Origin of the sequence: Brevibacillus laterosporus DSM 25, assembly GCF_002706795.1 — a bacterium.
Taxonomy (GTDB): domain Bacteria; phylum Bacillota; class Bacilli; order Brevibacillales; family Brevibacillaceae; genus Brevibacillus_B; species Brevibacillus_B laterosporus.
Map to the genome: position 1 here is coordinate 4,426,098 of NZ_CP017705.1, position 23,975 is coordinate 4,450,072.

At 39.2% G+C, this 23,975-nt stretch carries 10 protein-coding genes; 8 read left to right on the plus strand and 2 right to left on the minus strand.

The annotated features are described in order from the left end of the window. Nucleotides 1–138: 138 nt before the first annotated feature. The gene (locus BrL25_RS21185; RefSeq protein WP_018673991.1) at nucleotides 139–771 is read right to left on the minus strand and encodes a nitroreductase family protein; all 633 of its coding nucleotides are present in this window, start codon (nucleotides 769–771) and stop codon (nucleotides 139–141) included. 457 nt (nucleotides 772–1,228) lie between these two features. Here BrL25_RS21185 and BrL25_RS21190 point away from each other — a divergent pair, with 457 nt between their 5' ends. Beyond that, nucleotides 1,229–2,653, plus strand: coding sequence for a D-glucuronyl C5-epimerase family protein (locus BrL25_RS21190; protein WP_018673990.1), 1,425 nt, complete (start codon nucleotides 1,229–1,231; stop codon nucleotides 2,651–2,653). A 267-nt stretch (nucleotides 2,654–2,920) separates the two neighbouring features. Here the strand turns inward: BrL25_RS21190 and BrL25_RS21195 are convergent, their stop codons facing one another. Beyond that, a complete protein-coding gene (locus tag BrL25_RS21195) occupies nucleotides 2,921–3,169 on the minus strand; it encodes an aspartyl-phosphate phosphatase Spo0E family protein (protein WP_018673989.1) in 249 nt (82 codons plus the stop codon). Nucleotides 3,170–4,036: 867 nt separating this feature from the next. Between BrL25_RS21195 and BrL25_RS21200 the strand changes: the two genes are divergently transcribed. The 7 genes from BrL25_RS21200 (at nucleotide 4,037) to BrL25_RS21225 (ending at nucleotide 23,913) form a co-directional block, all read left to right on the plus strand. Then, the gene (locus BrL25_RS21200; RefSeq protein WP_018673988.1) at nucleotides 4,037–5,503 is read left to right on the plus strand and encodes a class I adenylate-forming enzyme family protein; all 1,467 of its coding nucleotides are present in this window, start codon (nucleotides 4,037–4,039) and stop codon (nucleotides 5,501–5,503) included. A 25-nt stretch (nucleotides 5,504–5,528) separates the two neighbouring features. Then, nucleotides 5,529–5,804, plus strand: coding sequence for an acyl carrier protein (locus BrL25_RS21205; RefSeq protein WP_018673987.1), 276 nt, complete (start codon nucleotides 5,529–5,531; stop codon nucleotides 5,802–5,804). 16 nt (nucleotides 5,805–5,820) lie between these two features. Next, nucleotides 5,821–7,695, plus strand: coding sequence for an asparagine synthase (glutamine-hydrolyzing) (gene asnB / locus BrL25_RS21210; protein WP_018673986.1), 1,875 nt, complete (start codon nucleotides 5,821–5,823; stop codon nucleotides 7,693–7,695). 72 nt (nucleotides 7,696–7,767) lie between these two features. Then, entirely contained in the window at nucleotides 7,768–11,100 is a 3,333-nt protein-coding gene (fabD, locus tag BrL25_RS21215) for an ACP S-malonyltransferase (protein ID WP_018673985.1), read from the plus strand. Between the two features lie 39 nt (nucleotides 11,101–11,139). After that, the gene (locus BrL25_RS21220; RefSeq protein ID WP_018673984.1) at nucleotides 11,140–16,431 is read left to right on the plus strand and encodes a type I polyketide synthase; all 5,292 of its coding nucleotides are present in this window, start codon (nucleotides 11,140–11,142) and stop codon (nucleotides 16,429–16,431) included. Nucleotides 16,432–16,438: 7 nt separating this feature from the next. Beyond that, complete coding sequence (locus BrL25_RS25895) at nucleotides 16,439–17,866, plus strand: SDR family NAD(P)-dependent oxidoreductase (RefSeq protein ID WP_236848071.1); 1,428 nt, start codon at nucleotides 16,439–16,441, stop codon at nucleotides 17,864–17,866. A gap of 44 nt (nucleotides 17,867–17,910) precedes the next feature. Continuing rightward, a complete protein-coding gene (locus tag BrL25_RS21225; protein ID WP_099327283.1) occupies nucleotides 17,911–23,913 on the plus strand; it encodes an SDR family NAD(P)-dependent oxidoreductase in 6,003 nt (2,000 codons plus the stop codon). Nucleotides 23,914–23,975 lie beyond the last annotated feature (62 nt).

Genomic DNA, 23,975 nt, shown 5'->3' on the forward strand with positions numbered 1-23,975 from the left:
TTAGATTAAAATCAATATTCTACGTACTATAGCATTTACTTTGTAAAAATGTAGGTACATCCCGTGCTCATTTTTACACCAGAAAAAAGGCTTGGTCAGAGTAGTTTCTCTTTCCAGGCCTTTGATTTGTTCTATAACTTAAAAGCTTTCATTAATAACGACTTCACTAAGAGGCAAGCGACCAGTAGGATGGGCAGGAGTGCTGGCTTTTCCCAGTGTAAGCATCATGACCGGGTAATAGCGCTCTGGAATGTTGCATTCTTTCACAATACCATCACGATCAATTCCACCCATTGGGCATGTATCATAGCCTTTTGCTTTTGCTGCAAGCATTAATTGCATGGAAGCAAGAGAGGCATTCAAAATAGCTTCCTTTATACCAATCTCAGCGTTGCTTGCATAAGCGCCTTCTACTTGGTTAACCATGATATCAAACACTTGTTGGTTGATTAAACCATCCTGTAGAGCTTTTCCGTAGATATCGCGAACAGCTAGATCTGCTTTAACATCACCTAGAACGATAATGACCGCAGAAGCATCTACTACTTGTTGTTGATTATAAGCAAGTGGGAGCAACTTTTCTTTTTTCTCTTGATTTGTAACCACTAGGAAACGCCAATGTTGCAGGTTCCAAGAGGAAGGAGCGGATGCAGCTAGTTCCAGAATTTCATTAAGCTCGGAACGGGGAATTTCCACACCAGTTTCGTATTTGCGAACACTATGACGTGCTTTCATTACCTCAACAAGTGTTTCAAATGTTGCCGTATTCATAGGAAAATCTCTCCAATCATTAAATGAAGTAGGATAACTGTAACATAAATCGAAGTTACTTACAATAATATAGTGTGCTTCGGAGGTTTTTTGATTGTTTATTCATCTACTGGTTATATTGTAACCGTAAAGTGCACAAAGTAAATGTTACGATATGACTCAATCAATTAAAAAGCTTTCAATAACTATTCTGTTCTAAGAAATAATAATAGGAAAAAAGTCCTGTTTATCATATAGGTAGATGAAAAATCAGTAAGACAAAAGTTAGATTTTTCAAAAATAGAATAACAAAGTGTGATTTGTAACGTCTAGTAATTAGGGGAACAGGCAAGTGATTGGTGACAAGTATTTACATGATGTATAGCTTAGATTCAGGTAGGATGGATAATGCTTATATGTACTCACAGAAAAGAAGAAACATTGCTCTAAATTGAGGGGAGATTGAGGTGAACGTTTGTTGACAAAGAAAAAATGGATACAGGCGCTTTCTGGTATGCTTCTACTTACATGTTTAGCCCCGTCTCATCATGTGAAAGGGGTAGATCAACAGCAAGGCTTACACGCAACCTATACAGAACAGCGTACGAATCAGTATAATTTACAGAAAAAACAAATAATGTTCCCCAACCAAGATCGTTATTGGATCGAACGAATACAATCTAAACCAGGCGCAAAGCAAACCAAGCAAAAGATTTCCTTGTTTATTCCCGGAACGCGCGGAGAATTCCGCTATCTTGCAAGCAATGGGGCCGTACCCAAATGGACGAAAACAACTTTACAGGGAAACTTACCTGTACATACCGGGTATATTATGACAGATCAGTATTCAATCATTTTAAGTAAACCGCACATTTATATACCTAGGACACATAATTCCATCGAGGTTGTACCTAAAAATATGAATCAAATTAAGATAATTGCGAAAAAGACATATGGCGGCTACAACGTGAGTATTGAAATGCCTGTTGAATCTCATATGTATGGAGAAGTTTGGGCATTGGAATCTTTTCAACCATTAATTGACTGGAATACACCAAATATGGAGCTAATCTGGCGAAGTATTGATTTTGAAGACCGTCTACGCTGGAGCTGGGATGGTTTTTATGACCGGACACCAACTACATATGTTCCAACAGGACCCAATTATTTCTGGCGTAATCCAGATAACTATTTTGCTACCTCTTTTGTGATTACGGAAGGAAGTAGGGCAGCACAGGATCTTGGCTGGATGATGCTCCACACAATTTTGCCAAATCAAAATGCTAAGGGGTACTGGCCGACAGCTCCTAAATCAACATGGTTATGGGATGATTACCAAATCGATGCCGGATTTTATGACACACGATTTAATACTGATATTGCATTTTTATTACTAAAAGCGTACCAGTCTTATCATGATGAACGCTTTTTACAAGCAAGTATGCGGTATGCAGAGTTTTTCTTACAGCATAGTAAGCAAAATCATTTCCAGATTGAGCGAGATGGTCAAGTAGGCATATTGGTAAGTGATTATTCTCATGAAAAGCCACATCAAATAACTCATACCTCCTTGAACCATCAATTACAAGAGATAAATTATTTGTATGAGCTATATATCCAGACTAAAGATGATCGCTTCAAAGAACTTGCAGAGAAAATGCTCTGGGGGATTAAACTGACGAGGGATGCTTGGGTCATGCCAGATTCTAACTTACATTATGCGTATATGCCAGATGGTACGATGGGGCTCAAAGATTACCCATACTTAACGTATAATGACCTAGTTGTCGTTCAAAGGGTTCTTCTAATTATACAAGGTTGGGAAGATCCAGATTTAGCTTATCTGATGCAGATGAAAAAACAATGGATGGATGCAAATAATGTAACAGGCTATAGAAAATAATAAGCATCTGTAAGGTAAGCGTAGGAATCATGAATAGCGTTGTGAGAAGCGGAATGAAAACTGAAAAATATGGTGCGAAGCAAGGGCGTAGGCTCTTGCTTTTTTTTTTGTATTTTTTTGTTCTAACAAATAAAAGACGAAATGCTTATTTGGGGATGATGACCAAATGAGGAGCACTTCGTCAGTGTTTCGTGTGTTTGTTCATTTTTTCCTCCATCTATCATGGGCAGCTCGTTCATTTTTTAGAGAATAGAGTTTTGTTACTTATTAAGCATATTGCCAAAGGAGGCTGGGTGAGAAAAATGGGTTTGAGTGAATTTTTCTTTTTTGCATCTGCAGGATGTAGGTATCGAGAGTTTGACTTAGGTGAATAACCGAGTGATCTAAAAAGCTACCCTTTTCTGATACTAGTTGAACCAACTCATTTTTTAATTGATTAATTACTTTTTGTAGCTCAATTTCATCCTCTACAGGTTCAGGGATATCTGTCCGAATTTTTAGCTGTTTTGGTTCCATCAAATTTTTTCTCCTCTCATCTTTTTCTTACTCTTACTATATCTAGCGTATCAAAGGAAAATGGCTTATTCGGTAATTAGAAACGTTTTACAGCCTTCGACAGTCATCGTCTGGTTTCTTTCAGACATAATTCTACAGATGTTCATTGTTAATATTATTATTTCATATAACATTTATTTGAGATAAAAAAGTTAAAAAATGAAAACTTGATACGATTTAGTTTGCGATCCGAAAGTACCCAATTTTATCTGATTATTACACAGGTAAACCAGAATGTGGCTCCTGGTTACTCTTGCTTTCCTATGTAGCTCTAGTTAATTGATGTTAATATTCTAAAAAAGTAAATAAAAAAACAGGCCCTTTTTTTTACAATATGAAGAGAAGACCGAAAGTCCGAAATGAGAAAATGTCGAGAGTATAGGTAATTCTGCTTTTTTCTACTTCGTTTTCAGCTTATAAAGTAAGAATGTCGGAAAAATATGTTGTTATCCTGTCAAAGTTTTACGAATTACTTACGAATTACTTACGAATGGATTTATTGGGATGTTTGTAGAGGTAGATAGCGGGGGCAGACACATCGGATTTTTCATTATATGGAAAGTGAAAGTGCCATACAATAATAAGAGTAAGGCTGGTCAGTACCTTTCCTTTGGTGCTATTATTGGTGTTCCATTATATGGATTTATTTATATTTACTAGCATGTAATTTTATGGTAACGTTAGTTTGCAAATAGAAATTGAAGTAAAAATTAACATTTTATCAATCAGGATAAAATAAGTATGAACCAAGGTTTTATGAAAATTGTGGCTGTTACACTCATTTGCATTAGAGTGAATAGTATTTAGATTTGAAAGCAGGTGATCCTCATGATTTATAAACATTTGAAGCAACTAATTGAACACAACCCTCGGTTAACAGCCATTATTAAAGAAACGGAAGAAATTCCTTATCAGGCTGTAGTAAGTGAAGCGGATCATTTGATACAAATTTTTCAAAAGTTTGGCTTACATGCAGAAACGCCTTTAGCAATTGTTCTTCAAAAAAGTGAGGTCATTTGGGCCGCGATAGTAGCTGCAAGCCATCTAAATATTTCCGTCATGTTAGTTGATCCTCTATTGAAAGAAGAGGAAATGCAAAAGATCATGACGATGTATAAGACTCAGTATGTATTACGTGAAATAAATAGTAAGTCAATAGATTCGCTTGAATACAAGGAATGGTACGAGCTTTCCTGCTTTGAGCATGTCTTCTCGATAGGAAATATAGGAAAGTATGCGACGTGTTGGAACGAATATCTAAAACCAACAACAAATCAAAGCAATCTTGTGTTTTTAACATCGGGTTCAACTAAGATACCGTCTGCAGTGGTTAAACCAATGGAGAGCCTTATGTCTGATGGGAAACGGATAGGTCAAACCCTTGGGATTGTCCCTGAAGATCGTATCTTATGCGCAGCACCCACATATCATATTTATGGCACAATTTGTGGGTGTTTTGTTCCTTTCTTATGTGGAGCATCTGTATCTTTCACTGGGGCATATGTTTTGCCGTCTAGTTTGGAAAAGAAAATATACAAGCAAGCTTGTAACATACTAATGGCTGTTCCAGCCCACTATAAAATGCTGGTTGAACATGTTGATAAGCCACTTGATCAAATTAGGATTGCTTTATCAGCAACTTCACCATTATCAGATGAGCTGCTTTTATCCTGTAAGAAAAAATTGAATCTATTCATTCAAAACATATACGGGTCCTCAGAAGCAGGTGTCGTGTCCATTCAACAAAATCGTTTCTCTTCTAGAGAGTCTACTAGCGTAGGCACTCTTATTGATGGGGTACAGGTAAAGCTTGATGATACAAACCCATTTGAATTTGATGGAAAAACAGTTTATGAACTACTCATAAAAAGCGAGTCACTTGCTAAAGGGTACTTACGCAAGGGAGATTCGGATGAAAGTGGATATGTAGTGCAAGATGGGTGGTGGCGAACCGGAGATTTGGCCTATCTAAGTGAAGAGGGTGAGCTACATATAGTTGGTCGTCTAAATATTACGATAAATGTGAATGGTAAAAAAGTTAACCCGTATGAAATTGAGGAAGTGCTTAGTCAGCACCCAGCAATAGCAGATGCAGTAGTGGTTGGCGAACATGATCCTATCCGTGGGGAAATGGCGGTAGCCTATGTAGTAGCTAAAAATCAGATTACGGAAGTAGAGCTACTAGAATATTGTCGTGAAAAACTATCTGATTTCAAAGTGCCAAGAAGAATCGAATTTAGAGAGGATTTACCTAAAACGGCGGCGGGTAAGGTGCGTCGAAAAGAAGTGAGATAGCTTAAGCAAAGAAGGGGAGAACAAGATGGGAACTACAAATTCAGCAGACTACGGACTAGTTATTAAAAATGATCTGGCGGAAATTATAAAATCACATTATGGTCAAGAGATTGATCCTAATAGTATTCCAGACGATTTAGATATTATCAAACAATATAATTTAGACTCCATTGTTATTATGGAGTTGTTGGTACAAATTGAAAAACGATTTGATATTCAGATAGCAGATGAAGAGCTTAGCTCAGAATTAGTACGGACAATTCATAAGGTAGTGGCTTATATTCAGTCCAAAAAAAGATAAAGAGGAGTCCTTGAACATGTGCGGGATAACAGGCTGGATCGATTGGGAACATAACTTGTTGAATCAAAAACCTATTTTACAGCAGATGTCTGATTCTATTCGTCATCGAGGACCGGATGCTGAAGGATATTGGATTACGGAGCACGCAGCTTTGGCGCACCGACGTTTAATTGTTATTGACCCTGAAGGTGGTGTTCAACCCTTTATCTATCACGAGTCTGATCGATTATATGCCATGACTTATAATGGAGAAATTTATAATTATCTTGAACTACGTCGTGAATTAATAGAACGAGGCCATCAATTTAAAACAAATTCTGACACGGAAGTATTACTTCACGCTTATATGGAATGGTCAGAAGACTGTGTTAAGCATCTGAATGGTATTTTTGCCTTTGCGATTTGGGACCGAATGAAGCAAAGTTTGTTTTTAGCACGAGATCATTTAGGGGTTAAGCCTTTATTTTATTATCAACAAGGAAGTTCGATTTTGTTTGGCTCGGAAATAAAGGCAATTCTTGCTCACCCAGATGTGAAACGGGAAGTTGATTTTCAAGGATTATCCGAACTAATTGCTCTTGGAGGAATACGTACGCCGGGCAATGGGATTTTCACAAATATTTTTGAAGTAAAGCCAGCTCATTCGATACTGTTTACAAAAGAAAGAACAAGAGAGACCCGCTATTGGCAGCTCCAGAGTAGATTACATACTGAAACGGCTGAAGAAACGGCTGAACATATTACGCACTTGTTAGAAGATACAGTAAAACGCCAATTAATTGCTGATGTTCCGGTTGTATCCATGCTTTCGGGTGGTTTGGATTCAAGCGGTTTAGTTTCGATTGCAGGGCGTCAATTTTTTGATAAAGGTCAACAGTTGTCTACATACTCCGTCGACTTTGTAGGGAGTGATCAAGATTTTGTAGCAGATGGAGCTCGTCCTAGTTTAGATGCACCGTATGCAAAAATGCTGTCTGAGCATGTGGGAACGAAGCACCATGTTATAACACTTACCTCTGAACAGCTGCTTGAAAATTTACTTATTCCAATGCGTATGCGTGATTTACCTGGGTATGGCGATATGGAAACATCCTTACATTTATTGTGTAAAGAGATGAAGAAGGATGCTACGGTAGCTATTTCAGGTGAATCAGCAGACGAAATATTTAGTGGATATCCATGGTTTCACCAAGAAGAGTATTTGGATTCTAGTAGATATCCATGGCTGCTTAACACATGGGATAAATTTGCTTCTATATTACAGCAGGATGTAATCGAAAGCATTCAACCAAACGATTATGCGGAAATGAGGTATGCTGAAGCAACAAGGGAAGTACCTTTGCTTGAAAATGAAACGATGACACAGATGCGTCAACGTAGAATGTCTTATTTATTCATCACTCGATTTTTAATCGGTTTATTGGAGCGTAAGGATCGCGCAAGTATGTATGCAGGCTTTGAGGTACGTGTTCCATTTTGCGATTACCGATTAGTGGAGTATGCATTTAATATCCCATTTGAGATGAAGACCATTGGGAATATCGAAAAAGGTATACTGCGTCAAGCCTTCCAAGGTTATGTACCAGAAGAAGTACGACTTCGTAGAAAGAGTGCTTATCCATCTACACAAGACCCAGTCTATTTCGCAGGTGTTCAGTCTATCTTTCAAGAGATGATGTCTAATTCAAATGCACCAATTCATGATTTACTGGATAAAAAGAAATTGATGCATGTTGTAGATGGCAGTTCCTCACTCCTTCAAGGAAAAATGCACTCTAGTCAAGGCTTGTTACTTAAGCTAATGGAGTACTTTATACAGGTAAATATGTGGCTAAGCGAATATAGAATTACGGTAAAATCCACTAACAGGAATCTACACGGCTTTATATAATATAGGAGAAGCCAGCATACATTGTGCAGATAAAACGAATCACGATTACATTCTACCCAGAGGTGTTTCCAGGTGAATCCATCGATTGTATTTATGTATTCAGGTCAGGGATCACAGTATTATCAGATGGGAAGGGCCTTATTTGAGCAAAATAACATTTTTAGATCATACATGTATGAATTAGATGCAAAAGTCCGCGAATTGATCGGAGTATCTGTACGCAGTGAGTTGTATGAGATCAATAAAAAAATGACAGAGCCTTTTACTCGTACGCTTTATACTCACGTTTCTATTTTTATGGTGGAATACGCCATGACAATGGTTTTATTAGAAAATGGCATAGTTCCAGACGCTGTTATTGGTGTTAGTCTGGGGGAATTTGCAGCAGCTGTAACAGCAGGTGTATGTAGTGTTGATACTGCACTCCAATCCGTTGTGAAACAAGCCCAATTAGTAGAGAGTCGGTGTGAAGAAGGCGGTATGTTGGCTATGCTACATCATCCGTCCCTATTCTCGTCTGATCCGGTTCTATATGAAAATAGCGAGTTGGTCTCTATTCATAGCGAAAATCATTTTATTGTATCAGGAAAAAAAGAACATATGGCTTTGGTTGAACAGCATGCAAAGAAAAAAGGAATCATGTGTAGTAAATTACCTGTTACTCAAGGATTCCATTCTTCTAGCATTGATCCTGCATCAGATGAATACGTTGCTTTTTTACAAAAGCAACTTTTTCTTGATTCTAAAATAACGTATATATCAAGTGTGTACGGAAAACCGCTTAGAGAATGGAATACAGATTATTTTTGGAAGGTTATTCGAAAGCCAATTCAATTTACTGAGGGGATCACCTTCTTACAAGAGGAGGGTAACGATCGGATATATTTGGATGTCGGTCCTTCAGGAACGCTTTTTACTATGTGTAAATCAATGTCTATTTTAAGAAAGAATCAAATCGTTCTGCCGATTCTTACTCCATATAAAACAGAGCTACAAAATTTGGATTATATCCTACGCAATTATGCTCAAAAAAGTCCAACTACAGTGAAAAAGGAGAATAAAAGTATGCTTGCTTTTGTATTTCCTGGACAAGGATCGCAAAAAAAAGGAATGGGAGGAGACTTGTTTGATCAGTATCCTGATATCACGAGTCAAGCTGATTCGGTTTTAGGATATTCCATGAAAGAATTGTGTCTAGAAGATCCATTAGGGAGATTACAACAGACCGAGTACACACAGCCTGCCTTATATACGGTAAATGCGCTGATGTATTTGGATACCATTAACGAATCGGGAAGAAAACCAGATATTCTGGCTGGACACAGCTTAGGTGAATATAATGCATTGTTTGCAGCAGGAGCTTTTGACTTTGTGACTGGATTAAAACTGGTGAAAAAAAGGGGAGAATTAATGAGTCGAGCTGTTGGAGGGGGGATGGCAGCAGTTATAGGAATAGTTGAGGATAAGATGAAGCAGATCTTACTTCAAAATCAATTAGACAGAATCGATATTGCTAATTTGAATTCCCCTAAGCAGTTGGTTATTTCAGGATTACAATCGGATATAGCTCGGGCCAAGCTAGTATTTGAGGCGATTGAAGGTATCACTTATATTCCGTTACGTGTAAGTGGAGCCTTTCATTCGAGACATATGTTGGAGGCAAGAGAGCAGTTTGAGACCTATATCAATTCTTTCGTTCTTTCTGAATGTACCATCCCTGTTTTGTCTAACGTCCATGCGAGATTATATCAAAAAAACGATATGAAAATGAATTTGATTAGACAAATAACAGAGTCAGTTCGCTGGTGTGAGACAGTTCAAGTGCTGATGGGATTTGAAGGAATAGAAGTCAAGGAAATTGGACCGGGGAAAGTGTTAACTGGGCTGATGAGGAAAATAACAGCAGAAGCAACCCCAATCTACTTGCCTACTGAAGCAACATATGAGTTTGCAATTCCTACTATATCTCAGCCTATGTCTCAGCAATTCAATAGGGATGAAAACAGAAGAGAGGGCGTAGAAGAAATTGAAGAAAAACCTTTCGTTCAACAACCCGAAGCTAGTGTGATTACAACTGTTGGATGCAAGCAATTTATGCAAGATTATCAATTGCAGTATCCCTATCTTGCTGGTGGTATGTATAAGGGCATCGCATCTAAAGAATTAGTAGTAAAGCTGGGCAAGGCTGGCATGATGGGTTTTTTAGGTACTGGAGACTTACATCTTTCTCAAATCGAGAAATCGATTCAATACATTCAAAGAGAACTACATGCCGGACAAGCGTATGGGATGAACCTCCTACATACTCCCGATAAACAAGAAAGAGAAGATCAACTGGTCGATTTATATATTCAATATGGGATTAAAGCAGTAGAAGTATCTGCTTACATGAGTATAACATCGGCATTAATTAAATATCGTGCGCATGGAGTAAAAAAGCTACCTGATGGAACCGTATCGAGTACGAATCGAATCATTGGCAAGGTATCAAGACCTGAAATGGCTGAACAATTTTTACGTCCGGCACCAGAGTACTTAGTCGAGAAAATGGTTAGAGAAAATAAAATTACCAGAGACCAAGCTCATATGCTTAGTACAATTCCTATGGCAGATGACTTGTGTATAGTAGCTGATTCAGGCGGACCTACAGATGGGGTAGCATCTTATGTTTTATTGCCAGCCATGATACTGCTACGTGATGAGATGATGAGAAAATATAAATACCCTAAGAAGGTTAGGATTGGAGCAGCTGGAGGAATTGGGACTCCTGAGGCAGCAGCGGCAGCTTTTATGTTAGGTGCAGATTTTATACTAACAGGTTCTATTAATCAATGTACAGTGGAAGCAGGCACAAGTGATGCAGTTAAAGACTTGTTACAACAGGTGCAAATTCAAGATACCGCATATGCGCCAGCAGGAGATCGATTTGAAATAGGAGCTAAGGTTCAAGTGTTAAAAAGAGGTGTGTTCTTCCCTGCTAGGGCGAATAAGCTGTTTGAATTGTATTCTCAATATAATTCACTGGAAGAGATCAATGAAAAAGATAAAAAACTCATCCAGGTAAAATACTTTAAACGCAGTTTTGAGGAAGTTTATGAGAAATGTAAACAGAATGCCTCACAGGTAGAAATAGATAAGGCAGAAAAAAATCAGAAGTATAAAATGGCTTTGATTTTTAAATGGTACCTAGCACACTCTATAAATTTAGCAATAGACGGTATTCCAGAACAACAAGTAGATTATCAAATTTATTGTGGCCCTGCGTTAGGGGCGTTTAATCGTTGGGTAAGAGGAACAAGCTTGGAAAGCTGGAAAAATCGTCATGTAGATGAAATCGGTGTAAAGCTAATGGAAGAAACTATAAAAATTTTAGATGCAAAATTACGAAGTTTTGTTATGAGATAGTCGGAAAGGAAAATTCGTTACTGAAACGAGGTATATTTCATGTTATCCATCTTACATCATTATTCTCATGGGTATTTGGCAATTCCAGTGCTTTTATCGTGCAAAAAACGAGGTTTATTTGATCTTTTACAACAAAATCAATCTACTCCGTTTAGTCAAATTGTACATGAGCTACATGCTAATAGTGGTCACTTGCGCAGTGCTCTTCATATGTTAGAGTCCCTACAAATCTTATGTCGAGACAGTGAGGATGGGTATACGTTACTGACAGGATGGAATGTGGTAGAAAAAATACCGGAAGAAGTGGTTGAGCTATTCGATTTTCCGATGAAGGAATACTTTAAAAAATCCCAGAGAAAATATCGTCTGCAAAAGTGGATTGAGCTGTCTGCTAAACAATGGAATATTGACAATGTGATGTATTCGCAGTTTCTGGATGGGATGGTAATGATTCCTTTGCTGTTCTCATTAAATGAACAAAAATTCATTTTGCAGTATCCTTCTCAACAACACGAATTACTGTTCCATAATCTATCTGGTGTCGCTAAGCAAGAAATTACGCAGCTATTCCTAAAAAAAAATTGGTTGGATCAAACAAAAAAGATTGGCACCTTAACAGAAACCGGCATGTATATGTTAGATGGAATTTTGAATACGGCAGCTATTTATTCCTATCATCCAATAATAAAAAATATAGATGAGCTACTTTTTGGTGATTGCCAAGCTGTTCTTACTAGAGACGGTCAAGAGTATGGAGCATATATGGACCGTATGCTACAGGGGCTAAAATACGGATTTCATCAGGAAGAATATGTAAGAGATATGGAACAAATAGTAATTTCTATTTTTGATAGAGAACCGCTTGAGGAGCAGCCGAAATATATAGCAAATATGGGATGTGGCAATGGAGCGCTATTAAAAAAAATATACGAGATTATTAAAATGAAGTCACTGCGAGGTAAGAGAATTGATCAATATCCCTTGACGTTAATCGGAATTGACAACAAGGAAGAATCTCTTATAGAAACCGCTACAACCCTAAAGGATATCAAACATGTTTTGCTAAAAGGAACGATCGGGAATCCTAATGAGCTTATAACTACTATTAGAGAAGGCGGAATTCCTGATACAGAAAATATTTTATATGTTCGGTCATTTCTTGATCATGATCGACCTTTCATCGTACCAGAGGATACTGATGAAACGAATTGTAATTCTTTCATCCCTACCAAAACGGTCTTTGTAGATGAAACTGGACGGGAATGTTCTTCTAAATTAGTGAAAAAGAAACTGATTGAACACTTACAACTCTGGTCACATCTAGTAAATAAGCATGGTTTCATCCTTTTAGAAGCGCACTGTTTGGAGCCGAAGACAATTAGTCAGCATATTGATAAATGTGAGAGCTTTCATTTTGATACTATTCATAGATTCTCGCAAAAGTTATTAGTAGAAGCAGATACTTTTATTTTAGCTGCCGCAGAGGTAGGATTATTTCCTCATAAACAATATTTTCGTAAATATCCAAAAGCTATGCCGTTTTCACGAATCACGTTAAATTATTTTGAGCAGAGAGATTACAAGATCAGAATGGCACACGAGCATGATATTTCGGTGTTAAGACAACTTGAGTTGCAATGTTGGGGAGAGGATCTCGCTGCTCCTGCTGAAAAAATTTTGCACAGAATAAAGAAATATCCAGAAGGGCAACTAGTCCTTGAGGTAGATAATAGAGTAGTAGGTGTTATTTATTCACAAAAAATTAGAGAGATTAAGGATATAAAGACATCTCAAAGCAATACTGTTGAACAGTTTCACCATCCAGAAGGGACTATTATTCAATTGTTAGCTATCAATATCTTGCCTGAAATGCAGGATCGCAAGCTGGGAGATCAGCTTTTGGAATTTATGCTACAGCGTTGCAGTTTGATAAGCGAGGTCAGGTCTGTCATTGGTATTACAAAATGTAAGGATTATCAGCGGTATTCAACGATAGATAAGGACAAATATATCACCCTTCGTAATAAAAATAATAAATTAGTCGACAAAACGTTGCGATTTCACGAAATGCATGGAGCAAAGATTAAAGAATTAATTCCGAATTATCGTCCATTAGATGTTGCAAATCTTGGCTATGGAGTACTTGTTGAATACGATATTTTAAATCGAGGCTATTGTGAGTCTCTTGATAAAGTACGTAACCAGGAATGTCTTGAAAAAAAATGCATTTCGATTCAAACGGGGAACAGTGATCTTTCTAAGGCTATTACAGATTTTGTGTTAGATAGTATAGGTTCTCTTTTGGATAAAGAGAGGAAGGATGTTCTAGCTTATGTAGATCGTCCACTAATGGAGCTTGGCTTGGATTCAGGTGATTTACTAGAATTAAACGATCAGTTAGGTACAAGGTTTCAAATCGAACTTAAAACAACGTTCTTTTTTACATACAATACCGCTAGAAAAATTATTTCGTATCTCATAGAGAGCTTGGATGTAGTAGAACAAGTGTCTGTAGCAGAAGAATCTGTCTCAGAAAATGAAATAGTTGCAAGGACTAATCCTTATGTAGAAAAGGATGACATTGCAATTATCGGTGCTTCCTGTCGTCTTCCAGGAGGGGTGAGCAATCTCGAAGAATTATGGGAATTATTAATTAACAACTGCAATGCTATTAGACCGATGCCTGAACATAGATGGGATTGGCCCGATACAATTCATCCTGATTCAGAACATAAAGGGATAGATCAAGGTGGATTCCTAGATAATATTGCTGAATTTGATCCATTGTTTTTTAGAATTTCCCCTACGGAGGCAGAGATTTTAGACCCTCAGCAACGCTTGCTCATGGAGTTAAGCTGGGAGTGTATAGAAGGAGCTAATTATTCTGCTACCGCCATTTCAGGTAGTAATACAGGTGTATTTATTGGTGCGAGTGGCTCCGATTATAGTAAGCTCTTGGATCGTTACAGTGATGATGTTCAAGCTAAGTATGGAATAGGTACATCCATGGCGATTCTCCCTAATCGGATCTCATATTTTTATAACCTTCATGGTCCTAGTATTCAAATAGATACGGCTTGCTCAAGTTCTTTGGTTGCCGTTCATCAAGCTGTAAAATCTCTGCAAGCAGGAGAGTGTGAGCAGGCTTTAGTAGGCGGAGTTCATCTAATGTGTCATCCTGCTAACAGCATTGCTTACTATAAAGCCGGAATGTTATCCAGAGATGGGAAATGTAAAACGTTTGATAAAGATGCCAATGGATATGTTCGTGGAGAAGGTGGAGTTGTATTACTGTTAAAACCTGTGAAACAGGCAAAGCTCGATGGCGATTCTATCATGGCTGTCATTAAAGGAACAGCTACTAATCATGGAGGGCAGGCAAACGGTTTAACTGTGCCGAATCCAGCGAAGCAAGCTACTTTAATCAAGGAGGCCTTCCGTTCAGCTGATATTGCACCCGAGTCAGTAGGTTATATGGAAGCCCATGGTACAGGTACTTCATTAGGTGACCCTATTGAGTTTGCAGCCTTGAAAGATGCGTTTTTAGAGCTTTCACAACAAGATGACAATAAATGGGAATCGTATTGTGGGTTAGGCTCTATTAAAACAAATATCGGACACTTGGAAGCTGCCGCAGGCTTGGCAGGCTTGGCTAAGGTTTTAGTAAGTTTACGTCATCGTATGATACCAGCATCCTTGCATTTTCAGGTATTAAACCCGCACATACCTATTGAAAATTCTCCATTTTATATCGTAAACAGTAATCAAGAGTGGATGCCACCTCATAGAGGAGGCTTACGCAGAGCGGGAGTTAGCAGTTTTGGTTCAGGTGGTTCAAATGCTCATATTGTGATTGAGGAATATCCCTCTACTGATAAGGTAGATACAAAAAGGGACACCAGTAGTAGCAATCCTGTCATGATCGTGTTGTCGGCAAAGAACGAGGAACGCTTAGAGGAGCATGTGAGGCAATTATTACAAGCAATCAAAAAGCAAAACCTGACAGATTTTCATCTGAAAGATATGGCTTATACCCTACATGTAGGTAGAGAGGCGATGGAAGAGAGATTTGCTACCGTCATCAGTCATATTGAAGAATTAGAAAAATCATTACTCGATTACCTCGATAATAAAGGGACTCTGAAAAACAATTATCAAGGAAATGTGAATAAGAATAACTCGATTTCTAGTTTATCGATTGGACATGAAGAAAAGAATGAGATGGTCAATCACTTTATTCATAATAATGATTTGCATCAACTTGCTTATTTATGGGTTTCGGGGCTAGATATCGATTGGCAGGAGCTGTACAGATCTGAGACAGATAATCGAAGAATTTCACTTCCAACCTACCCGTTTGCAAGAGAACATTATTGGTTATCAGAGATAGAATCCCGCACCCTCACCAGTAAGCCAAAGAAAATAACTTCAGGTACACAAAATGTGATTCATCCGCTATTACAGCAAAATACATCATATTTATCGACGACTCGATTTAGTTCCACTTTTACAGGCAAAGAGTTATTTCTTAGAGATCATGTAGTGAATGGCTGTAAAGTTCTACCAGGTGTTGCCCATCTGGAAATGGCGCGTAAGGCTATGGAGCAAGTGCTGGAAGATAGGGGGGGTGATCACGGGGGTTTTCAGCTTCATAACGTAATTTGGAAGAAGCCCATCCTCCTAGAGGAGCAATCAAAACAAGTGCATGTACGAGTTTTTTCAGGAAATCATGATGAGATCAACTATGAGATTTACAGTGAGGAAATTCCAGGAAGCGACAACCCTATTGTGTATAGTCAAGGCGTAGCATTACGTTGGGAAGAAAAGAAAACATTACCCTTGGATGTCCCCACTTTACTATCCGAATGTAATCAACGTGTCCTGACAGGTAGAGAATGTTATCAAGCTTTTCATAAAGTGGGGATTGCTTATGGGAAAAGTCATCAGGGAATACAAAGTGTGCATGTAGGGAAGGATCAGGTACTGGCAGAGCTAGTCTTACCTTCTTACTCAGAGGATACTCAAGAACAATATGTCCTACATCCTAGTCTAATGGATGCTGCTTTGCAGGCATCGCTTGTATTTCAGATGCAATTGAATAATACCTTCAATACGTCTGTAAAGCCATCGTTACCTTTTGCTTTGGAGACGATGGAGATTATTCGACCGTATACACCCAAAATGTGGGCTCATGTACGTCATAGTGAAGATTATATCAGCGGGAATGAGACTCAGAAGTATGATATTGACCTTTGTGACGACAGGGGTACAGTTTGTGTACGAATGTCTGGATTCTCGTCTAGGGTATTAGAGGGGGGATATTTCGACTGATTGCTCTATGGATTCTACGTCGAGAGAAGCTATAATCACACCTCCATTTGAACCCATGCTGGTATCCCCTATTTGGGAAGTAATTCCTCATGAAACAGGACAAAGGATTCCTTCAATTGATGACAACCTCGTCATAGTTGGAGGCAATGAAACAAATTGGAGTGATATCCGAAAACAGTACCCCCATGCTCGTGTGCTACCTATTCATAGTGGGAATACGGTCGAGGAAATCATCCGAGAATTGAGACAGCATGCCCCAATCGACCATATTTTATGGATCGCACCAGAGGAGCACAATTCATCGATAACAGACGATGCCATTATCGAGGGGCAAGAAGCAGGTGTGATCTATTTATTTAAAATCATCAAAAGTCTGCTTGCTCTTGGATACGATAGCAGACCAATAGGCTGGACTGTCATTACCATACAAGCTCAGCCGATTCATAAATACGATGAAGTAAATCCGACCCATGCCAGTATTCATGGATTAATGGGGACGTTGGCAAAGGAATATAGTCATTGGAAAATCCGAGTCATTGATCTGGAGTCAGCAGCTACCTGGCCCATGCCGGAGCTATTCACCCTACCAAGTCATGAAGAAGGAAACGCTTACGTCTATCGAGAACAGCAATGGCATCATCAAGAGCTGGTTCCTGTACGTTATAACAAGCAGGATGAGACGCTGTATAAGAACGGTGGCGTGTATGTGGTGATTGGCGGAGCTGGGGGAATTGGCGAAGTATGGAGTGAATATGTGATTCGAATGTACGAAGCCAAGGTGATTTGGATCGGAAGAAGAGAAAAGGATGCCAATATTCAAGCAAAAATAGATCGACTAGCATCGATAGGCCCCACACCGAGCTATATCGTGGCAGATGCAACAGATCAAGAAGAGCTGTACCGAGCCTACGAAGAAATCAAACAGCAATATGGTCACATACATGGCATCGTACATTCTGCCATCGTTTTGCTGGATAAAAGTCTAGCAAATATGGATGAGGAAAGATTCCGGGCGGGACTCCGTGTCAAGGTAGATGTGAGTGTGAATATAGCAGAAGTATTTGAGCAGGAGCCGCTTGATTTTGTTTTATTTTTCTCCTCGATGAATTCGTTTGTAAAAGCAGCGGGACAAAGCAACTATGTAGCAGGATGTACGTTTAAAGATGCTTTTGCAAGCCAGCTCGCTCTGGAGTGGCCGTGTGCCGTGAAAGTTATGAACTGGGGGTACTGGGGAACGGTAGGCACAGTGGCATCCGAAGAATATCAAAGACGGATGCATAATAGAGGAGTTGGTTCGATTGAACCTCCAGAGGCAATGGAAGCATTAGAAGCTCTCTTGATAGGACCGATGAACCAATTAGCGTTTGCAAAAATGACTTCATCCTCTGCTTGGGTTAATGTCAATCGAAGAAAATGTATTACCATTTATCAATAAAAAAATTCGTATTCGTCAGAAATCAATCATTGGAGAGATAAAACATGAGAAATGATGACCAATTCATTTATGTGACTAAGCAATTGGACGATATGGATAAGCTTCTAGTCAAGTTATTGTGGGACCAATGTAGAGGGATGGGAATGTTTATATCTAACACCTTCGATCCAGCAACTGTCATAACAAGAATGGGAATCATCGATTTATATGAAAAATGGGTAGATGAGACGATCGCTATATTCATAGAGTATGGTTATTTGTCATTTGACAAAGAAATGTGTACGGTCATGAAAAACCCTTCTATTGAATTGACCGACTCGTGGAAAGAGTGGGAACAGCGAAAGAAGGAATGGCTAGGAGATGCTAACCTAAAATCTCAGGTCGTATTGGTAGAGACGATGCTAGGTGCGCTACCTGAGATACTCACAGGAATACAACCTGCCACTGATGTAATGTTTCCCCAGTCATCTATGATTTTAGTGGAAGGGGTATATAAACATAATCTACTTGCAGATCACTTTAATGAAGTACTTTCTGAAAAAATAGTTGCTTTTATGCAGGAGCGTAGTAATCAAAGCACGATTGCAAGTAAACCAATCCGAATTTTAGAGATTGGAGCAGGTACGGGAGGAACCAGTGCTAGCGTTCTTCCCAAGATAAAGCCTTATCAGAAGTATATCGAGGAATATTGCTATACGGATCTTTCGTTAGCTTTTCTTAGACATGGAGAGAAGGAATATGGACCAGATTATCCATTTTTAACCTATAAGATTTTTAATATTGAACAACCTGTTGCCAATCAGGACATTGAACCGAATAGCTATGATCTGGTCATTGCGACAAATGTAGTGCATGCTACGAAAAATATACGACATACGCTACGTAATGTGAAAGCTACAATGAAAAATAATGGTTTATTGCTATTAAATGAAATAGCAGATCGTTCAGTGTTTACACATCTTACCTTTGGTTTTTTACAAGGCTGGTGGATGTATGAAGATACGGCACTACGTATTCCAGGTTGTCCAGGATTATATCCAGATAGCTGGAAAAAGGTATTAAAAACGGAAGGGTTCCATTCTATTTCCTTCCCAGTAAATGAAAAAAACGACTATAAGCAACAGATTATCTGTGCAAAAAGTGATGGAGTCACCATGCAATTGCAAGACCCTGTTCCTACTGCATCGACACTAGACTATAACAATAGACAAGACGAGAGTGATACACAATTTGCACATAAGGAACGTCATCAAAAGTCGTCTTCAATGGAGAATCCTGAGGACAGGATGGAGCACATCAATGTTACAGATCAAATGATCGAGGAACATCTTATACAGATAATCAGAGAAAGTATTTGTGAAGAATTGAAGATCAGTGAAGCAATGATTCAAAACGATCGGAGTTTTTCGGAGTATGGTGTAGATTCAATTATCGGTATTCAACTCATTCAACTCATTAATAAAAGATGCCATACAAGGCTACAAACGACTGTTGTGTTTGACTACAATAACGTGAATCAATTGGTTCATTACATGATTAGGGAATATAGATCGACTATAGTAGCTTTATTGGAAGAAAAAACACCTGTAGAAGTTGCAAGTTCAAAGTGGAGTAAAGTAGAGGCCATGCAAAACGGTCAACGAAAAGTGAAAGCTTCTAGCGAAAAAAATATCAAAAAAAGCGACTCTTTAAAAGTAGCAGTTGATCAATCAGATGTACATTCACCCATTATAAAGGAACGATCGATGTTTCATAGAGTACTAATTGAATCCCCAGGGAGTACAGATGATATTCAGATAGTAGAGTCCGACATTCTCGAATTAAAAGCAGATGAAGTGAGAATTTCAGTTCGTGCTTTTTCCTTAAATTTTGGAGATTTATTATGTTTGCAAGGCTTATATCCGACTATGCCCCCATACCCATTTACTCCTGGATTTGAGTCTAGTGGTGTAGTAGTAGAAGTGGGGAATGCAGTAAGCTCAATCCGTCCTGGAGATGAGGTTGTTTATTGCGGGGGAGAACATTTGGCAGGGCAGGCCAGCTTACTTACCTGTAAGGCAGCCGATGTTTTTCCTAAGCCTTCTTCGTTGTCCTTTGAAGAAGCTTGCTCTTTACCCATTGTATCGATGACGGTTATAGCTGCTTTTCGGAAAGCACAAGTAAAGAAGGGCGAAAAAATCCTTATTCAAACAGCAACCGGCGGAGTTGGACTTATTGCTGTCCAGCTAGCCAAGTATTATGGAGCTGAAATTTATGCTACTGCAGGTTCTGAGCACAAGCTAGAGTATGTAAGACAAATTGGCGTGTCACATGCTATCAATTACATTGATTCTGATTTTGAGCAAGAAATCTATCGACTGACGGATGGTAAAGGCGTTGATGTCGTCATCAATACGTTAGCAGGAGATGCCATTCAAAAAGGGTTTGGATGTCTAGCAAGAGGTGGTAGATACATTGAAATTGCGATGACAGCACTTAAAAGCGCCAGGACAATTGATTTATCCATTTTAAACAACAACCAGTCTTTTTATAGCATTGATCTGAGAAAATTGGGTTTGGAACAACCTAATGTACTACGAGGTTATCGAAAAGAGATGCTTCGATTAATAAAGGAAAATGTGATTCAGCCGACTATCTATAAAGTATTTTTATTTGATGACATTAAAGAAGCGTATCAATGCATGGAAAATCGAGAAAATATCGGAAAAATAGTCGTACAGATCCCAGAACGATATCAATATAAAGTAGCCCCAGCTATCCAAAAAGAACCTATTGCGATCATTGGGATGAGCGGAAGATTTGCGAAGTCAAGAACAGTCCATGAGTTATGGGAGCATCTATCAAAGGGCAATGACCTAGTGGAAGAAGTATCGCGTTGGGATCTGTCACAGTATTACAAAGAAGGCACATCTTATTGTAATCAGGGCAGTTTTGTTGAGCACATCGATCAATTTGATCCGCTTTTCTTTAATATTTCAGGTGCTGAGGCGATTTATATGGATCCGCAGCAACGAATCTTTTTAGAGGAATCCTGGAAGGCATTAGAGGACGCTGGATATGCGGGAGCGGGAGTTGAGGGCAAGAAGTGTGGAGTTTATGTAGGCTGTAGCGGCAAAGACTATCAAAATTTATTCGATACAGAGCCCCCTGCGACTTCGTTTTGGGGAAATGCCGCCTCCATCATTGCTGCACGTATTGCTTACTATTTAGATTTGCAGGGACCGGCCATAGCTGTAGATACCGCGTGCTCAAGTTCTTTAGTAGCGATACATCTTGCTTGTCAAAGTCTTTGGACGAAAGAAACAGAGATGGCATTGGCAGGCGGTGTATTCCTGCAATCTACTCCTGCTTTTTATCTGGAATCGAATCGAGCTGGGATGTTATCTCCTACTGGTCGGTGTCATACCTTTGACGAACGTGCGGATGGTTTTGTTCCTGGTGAAGGAGCTGGGGCAATCATACTTAAACGTTTGTCTGATGCAATCGCGGACAGGGATCATATTTATGGCGTGATTCGTGGCTCAGGAGTTAATCAGGATGGCAGTACAAATGGTATTACAGCACCTAGCGCCAAATCGCAAGAACGACTGGAACAAGAGGTCTATGATACTTTTCACATTCAGCCTCGAAACATTCAAATGATCGAAGCGCATGGAACCGGTACGAAGCTTGGGGATCCGATCGAATTTCAGGCTTTGACGCGAGCATTTACCAAATATACAGATGAGAAACATTATTGTGCAATCGGGTCAATAAAAAGTAATCTTGGGCATCTAGCCTTTGCGGCTGGAGTCACAGGAATCATTAAAATTTTATTGTCTTTACAGCATAAACAAATGCCGCCAACCCTACATTTCCAGAAGGGTAATTCAAATATCGAATTTGAAGACAGTCCTTTTTATGTGAATACTTCGCTTACAGAGTGGACGGTTGAACCAGATAAGAAACGCTGTGCTGCGATTAGCTCGTTTGGCTTTAGTGGAACGAATGCACATATGGTTATTGAAGAAGCTCCGAGAAGACAGATAACATCTACACTAAAATCAGGCTATTTACTTACATTATCTGCTCGTACCCAAGACCAGTTAAAACAACAAGTAGAGCATATCATTCAGTATTGTGAAAAAGCAGATCAGGTTCACTATGGGGACATGAGTTATACCTTACTGATGGGAAGAAAACACTTTAATCACCGGTTAGCCTTTGTGGTTCACGAACGGAATGAACTCGTACCTGTCTTGAAAAGGTGGCTAGAAAGTGGAAAAGCACCAGAAGTATATACGTCTATCGTAAATAAAAATGAGCAACGCGAGCAAATGGAATTAAAGCGCTACGGTAATGAATGTATACGAAATATAAATGCGGTTATGACTGCCAATGTTTATATTGAACAGCTGTCTATGCTGGCATTCTTGTATACCCAAGGGTATGAATTAGATTTTGAGCACCTATTTGAAGATGATCACTATGCTAAAATCCCTCTTCCTACTTATCCGTTTGCAAAAGAGTTTTACTGGGTGCCTGAAAGTGATAAGAATTCCAATAGAAATGATAATAATGAAGGGCAAGGAGTATTAAATGAAATGCATCCCGTGTCGCTACAACATACTTCTGATGTACAAGGAGAATTAAACCAGTGTGATAGGTTACCAGCAATTGATGAAGAACCAATTATGATAGCGCCGGTTTGGGAACCTCTACGCTATGAGAAACAACAAATTACTCCTTCGTTAAATGAAAACCTCGTCATTATTGGAGGCAATGAAACAAATTGGAGTGAAATCCGAAAACAGTACCCTCATGCTCGTGTGCTACCTATTCATAGTGGGAATACGATAGAGGAAATCATCCGAGAATTGAGACAGCATGCCCCAATCGACCATATTTTCTGGATGGCACCAGAGGAGCACAATTCATCGATAACAGACGATGCCAATATCGAGGGGCAAGAAGCAGGTGTGATCTATCTATTTAAAATCATCAAAAGTCTGCTCGCTCTTGGATACGATAGCAGACCAATAGGCTGGACTGTCATTACCATACAAGCTCAGCCCATTCATAAATACGATGAAGTAAATCCGACCCATGCCAGTATTCATGGATTAATGGGGACGTTGGCAAAGGAATATAGTCATTGGAAAATCCGAGTCATCGATCTGGAGTCAGCAGCTACCTGGCCCATGCCGGAGCTATTCACCCTACCAAGTCATGAGGAAGGGAACGCTTACGTCTATCGAGAACAGCAATGGCATCATCAAGAGCTGGTTCCTGTACGTTATAACAGGCAGGATGAGACGCTGTATAAGAACGGTGGCGTGTATGTGGTGATTGGCGGAGCTGGGGGAATTGGCGAAGTATGGAGTGAATATGTGATTCGAATGTACGAAGCCAAGGTGATTTGGATCGGAAGAAGAGAAAAAGATGCCAATATTCAAGCAAAAATAGATCGACTAGCATCGATAGGCCCCACACCGAGCTATATCGTGGCAGATGCAACAGATCAAGAAGAGCTGTACCGAGCCTACGAAGAAATCAAACAGCAATATGGTCACATACATGGCATCGTACATTCTGCCATCGTTCTGCTGGATAAAAGTCTAGCTAATATGGATGAGGAAAGATTCCGGGCGGGACTCCGTGTCAAGGTAGATGTGAGTGTGAATATAGCAGAAGTATTTGAGCAGGAGCCGCTTGATTTTGTTTTATTTTTCTCCTCGATGAATTCGTTTGTAAAAGCAGCGGGACAAAGCAACTATGTAGCAGGATGTACGTTTAAAGATGCTTTTGCAAGCCAGCTCGCTCTGGAGTGGCCGTGTGCCGTGAAAGTTATGAACTGGGGGTACTGGGGAACGGTAGGTACAGTGGCATCCGAAGAATATCAAAGACGGATGCATAATAGAGGAGTTGGTTCGATTGAACCTCCAGAGGCAATGGAAGCATTAGAAGCTCTCTTGATCGGACCGATGAACCAATTAGCGTTCGCAAAAATGACTACATCTTCTACGTGGATACATGTAAACAGGGCACATTCTTTCGTCATGATGTAATAAAATTACTCTAATGTAAAACGAAGGGTTTCTTACTTATAGAATCTAGATGTGTGGAGAGA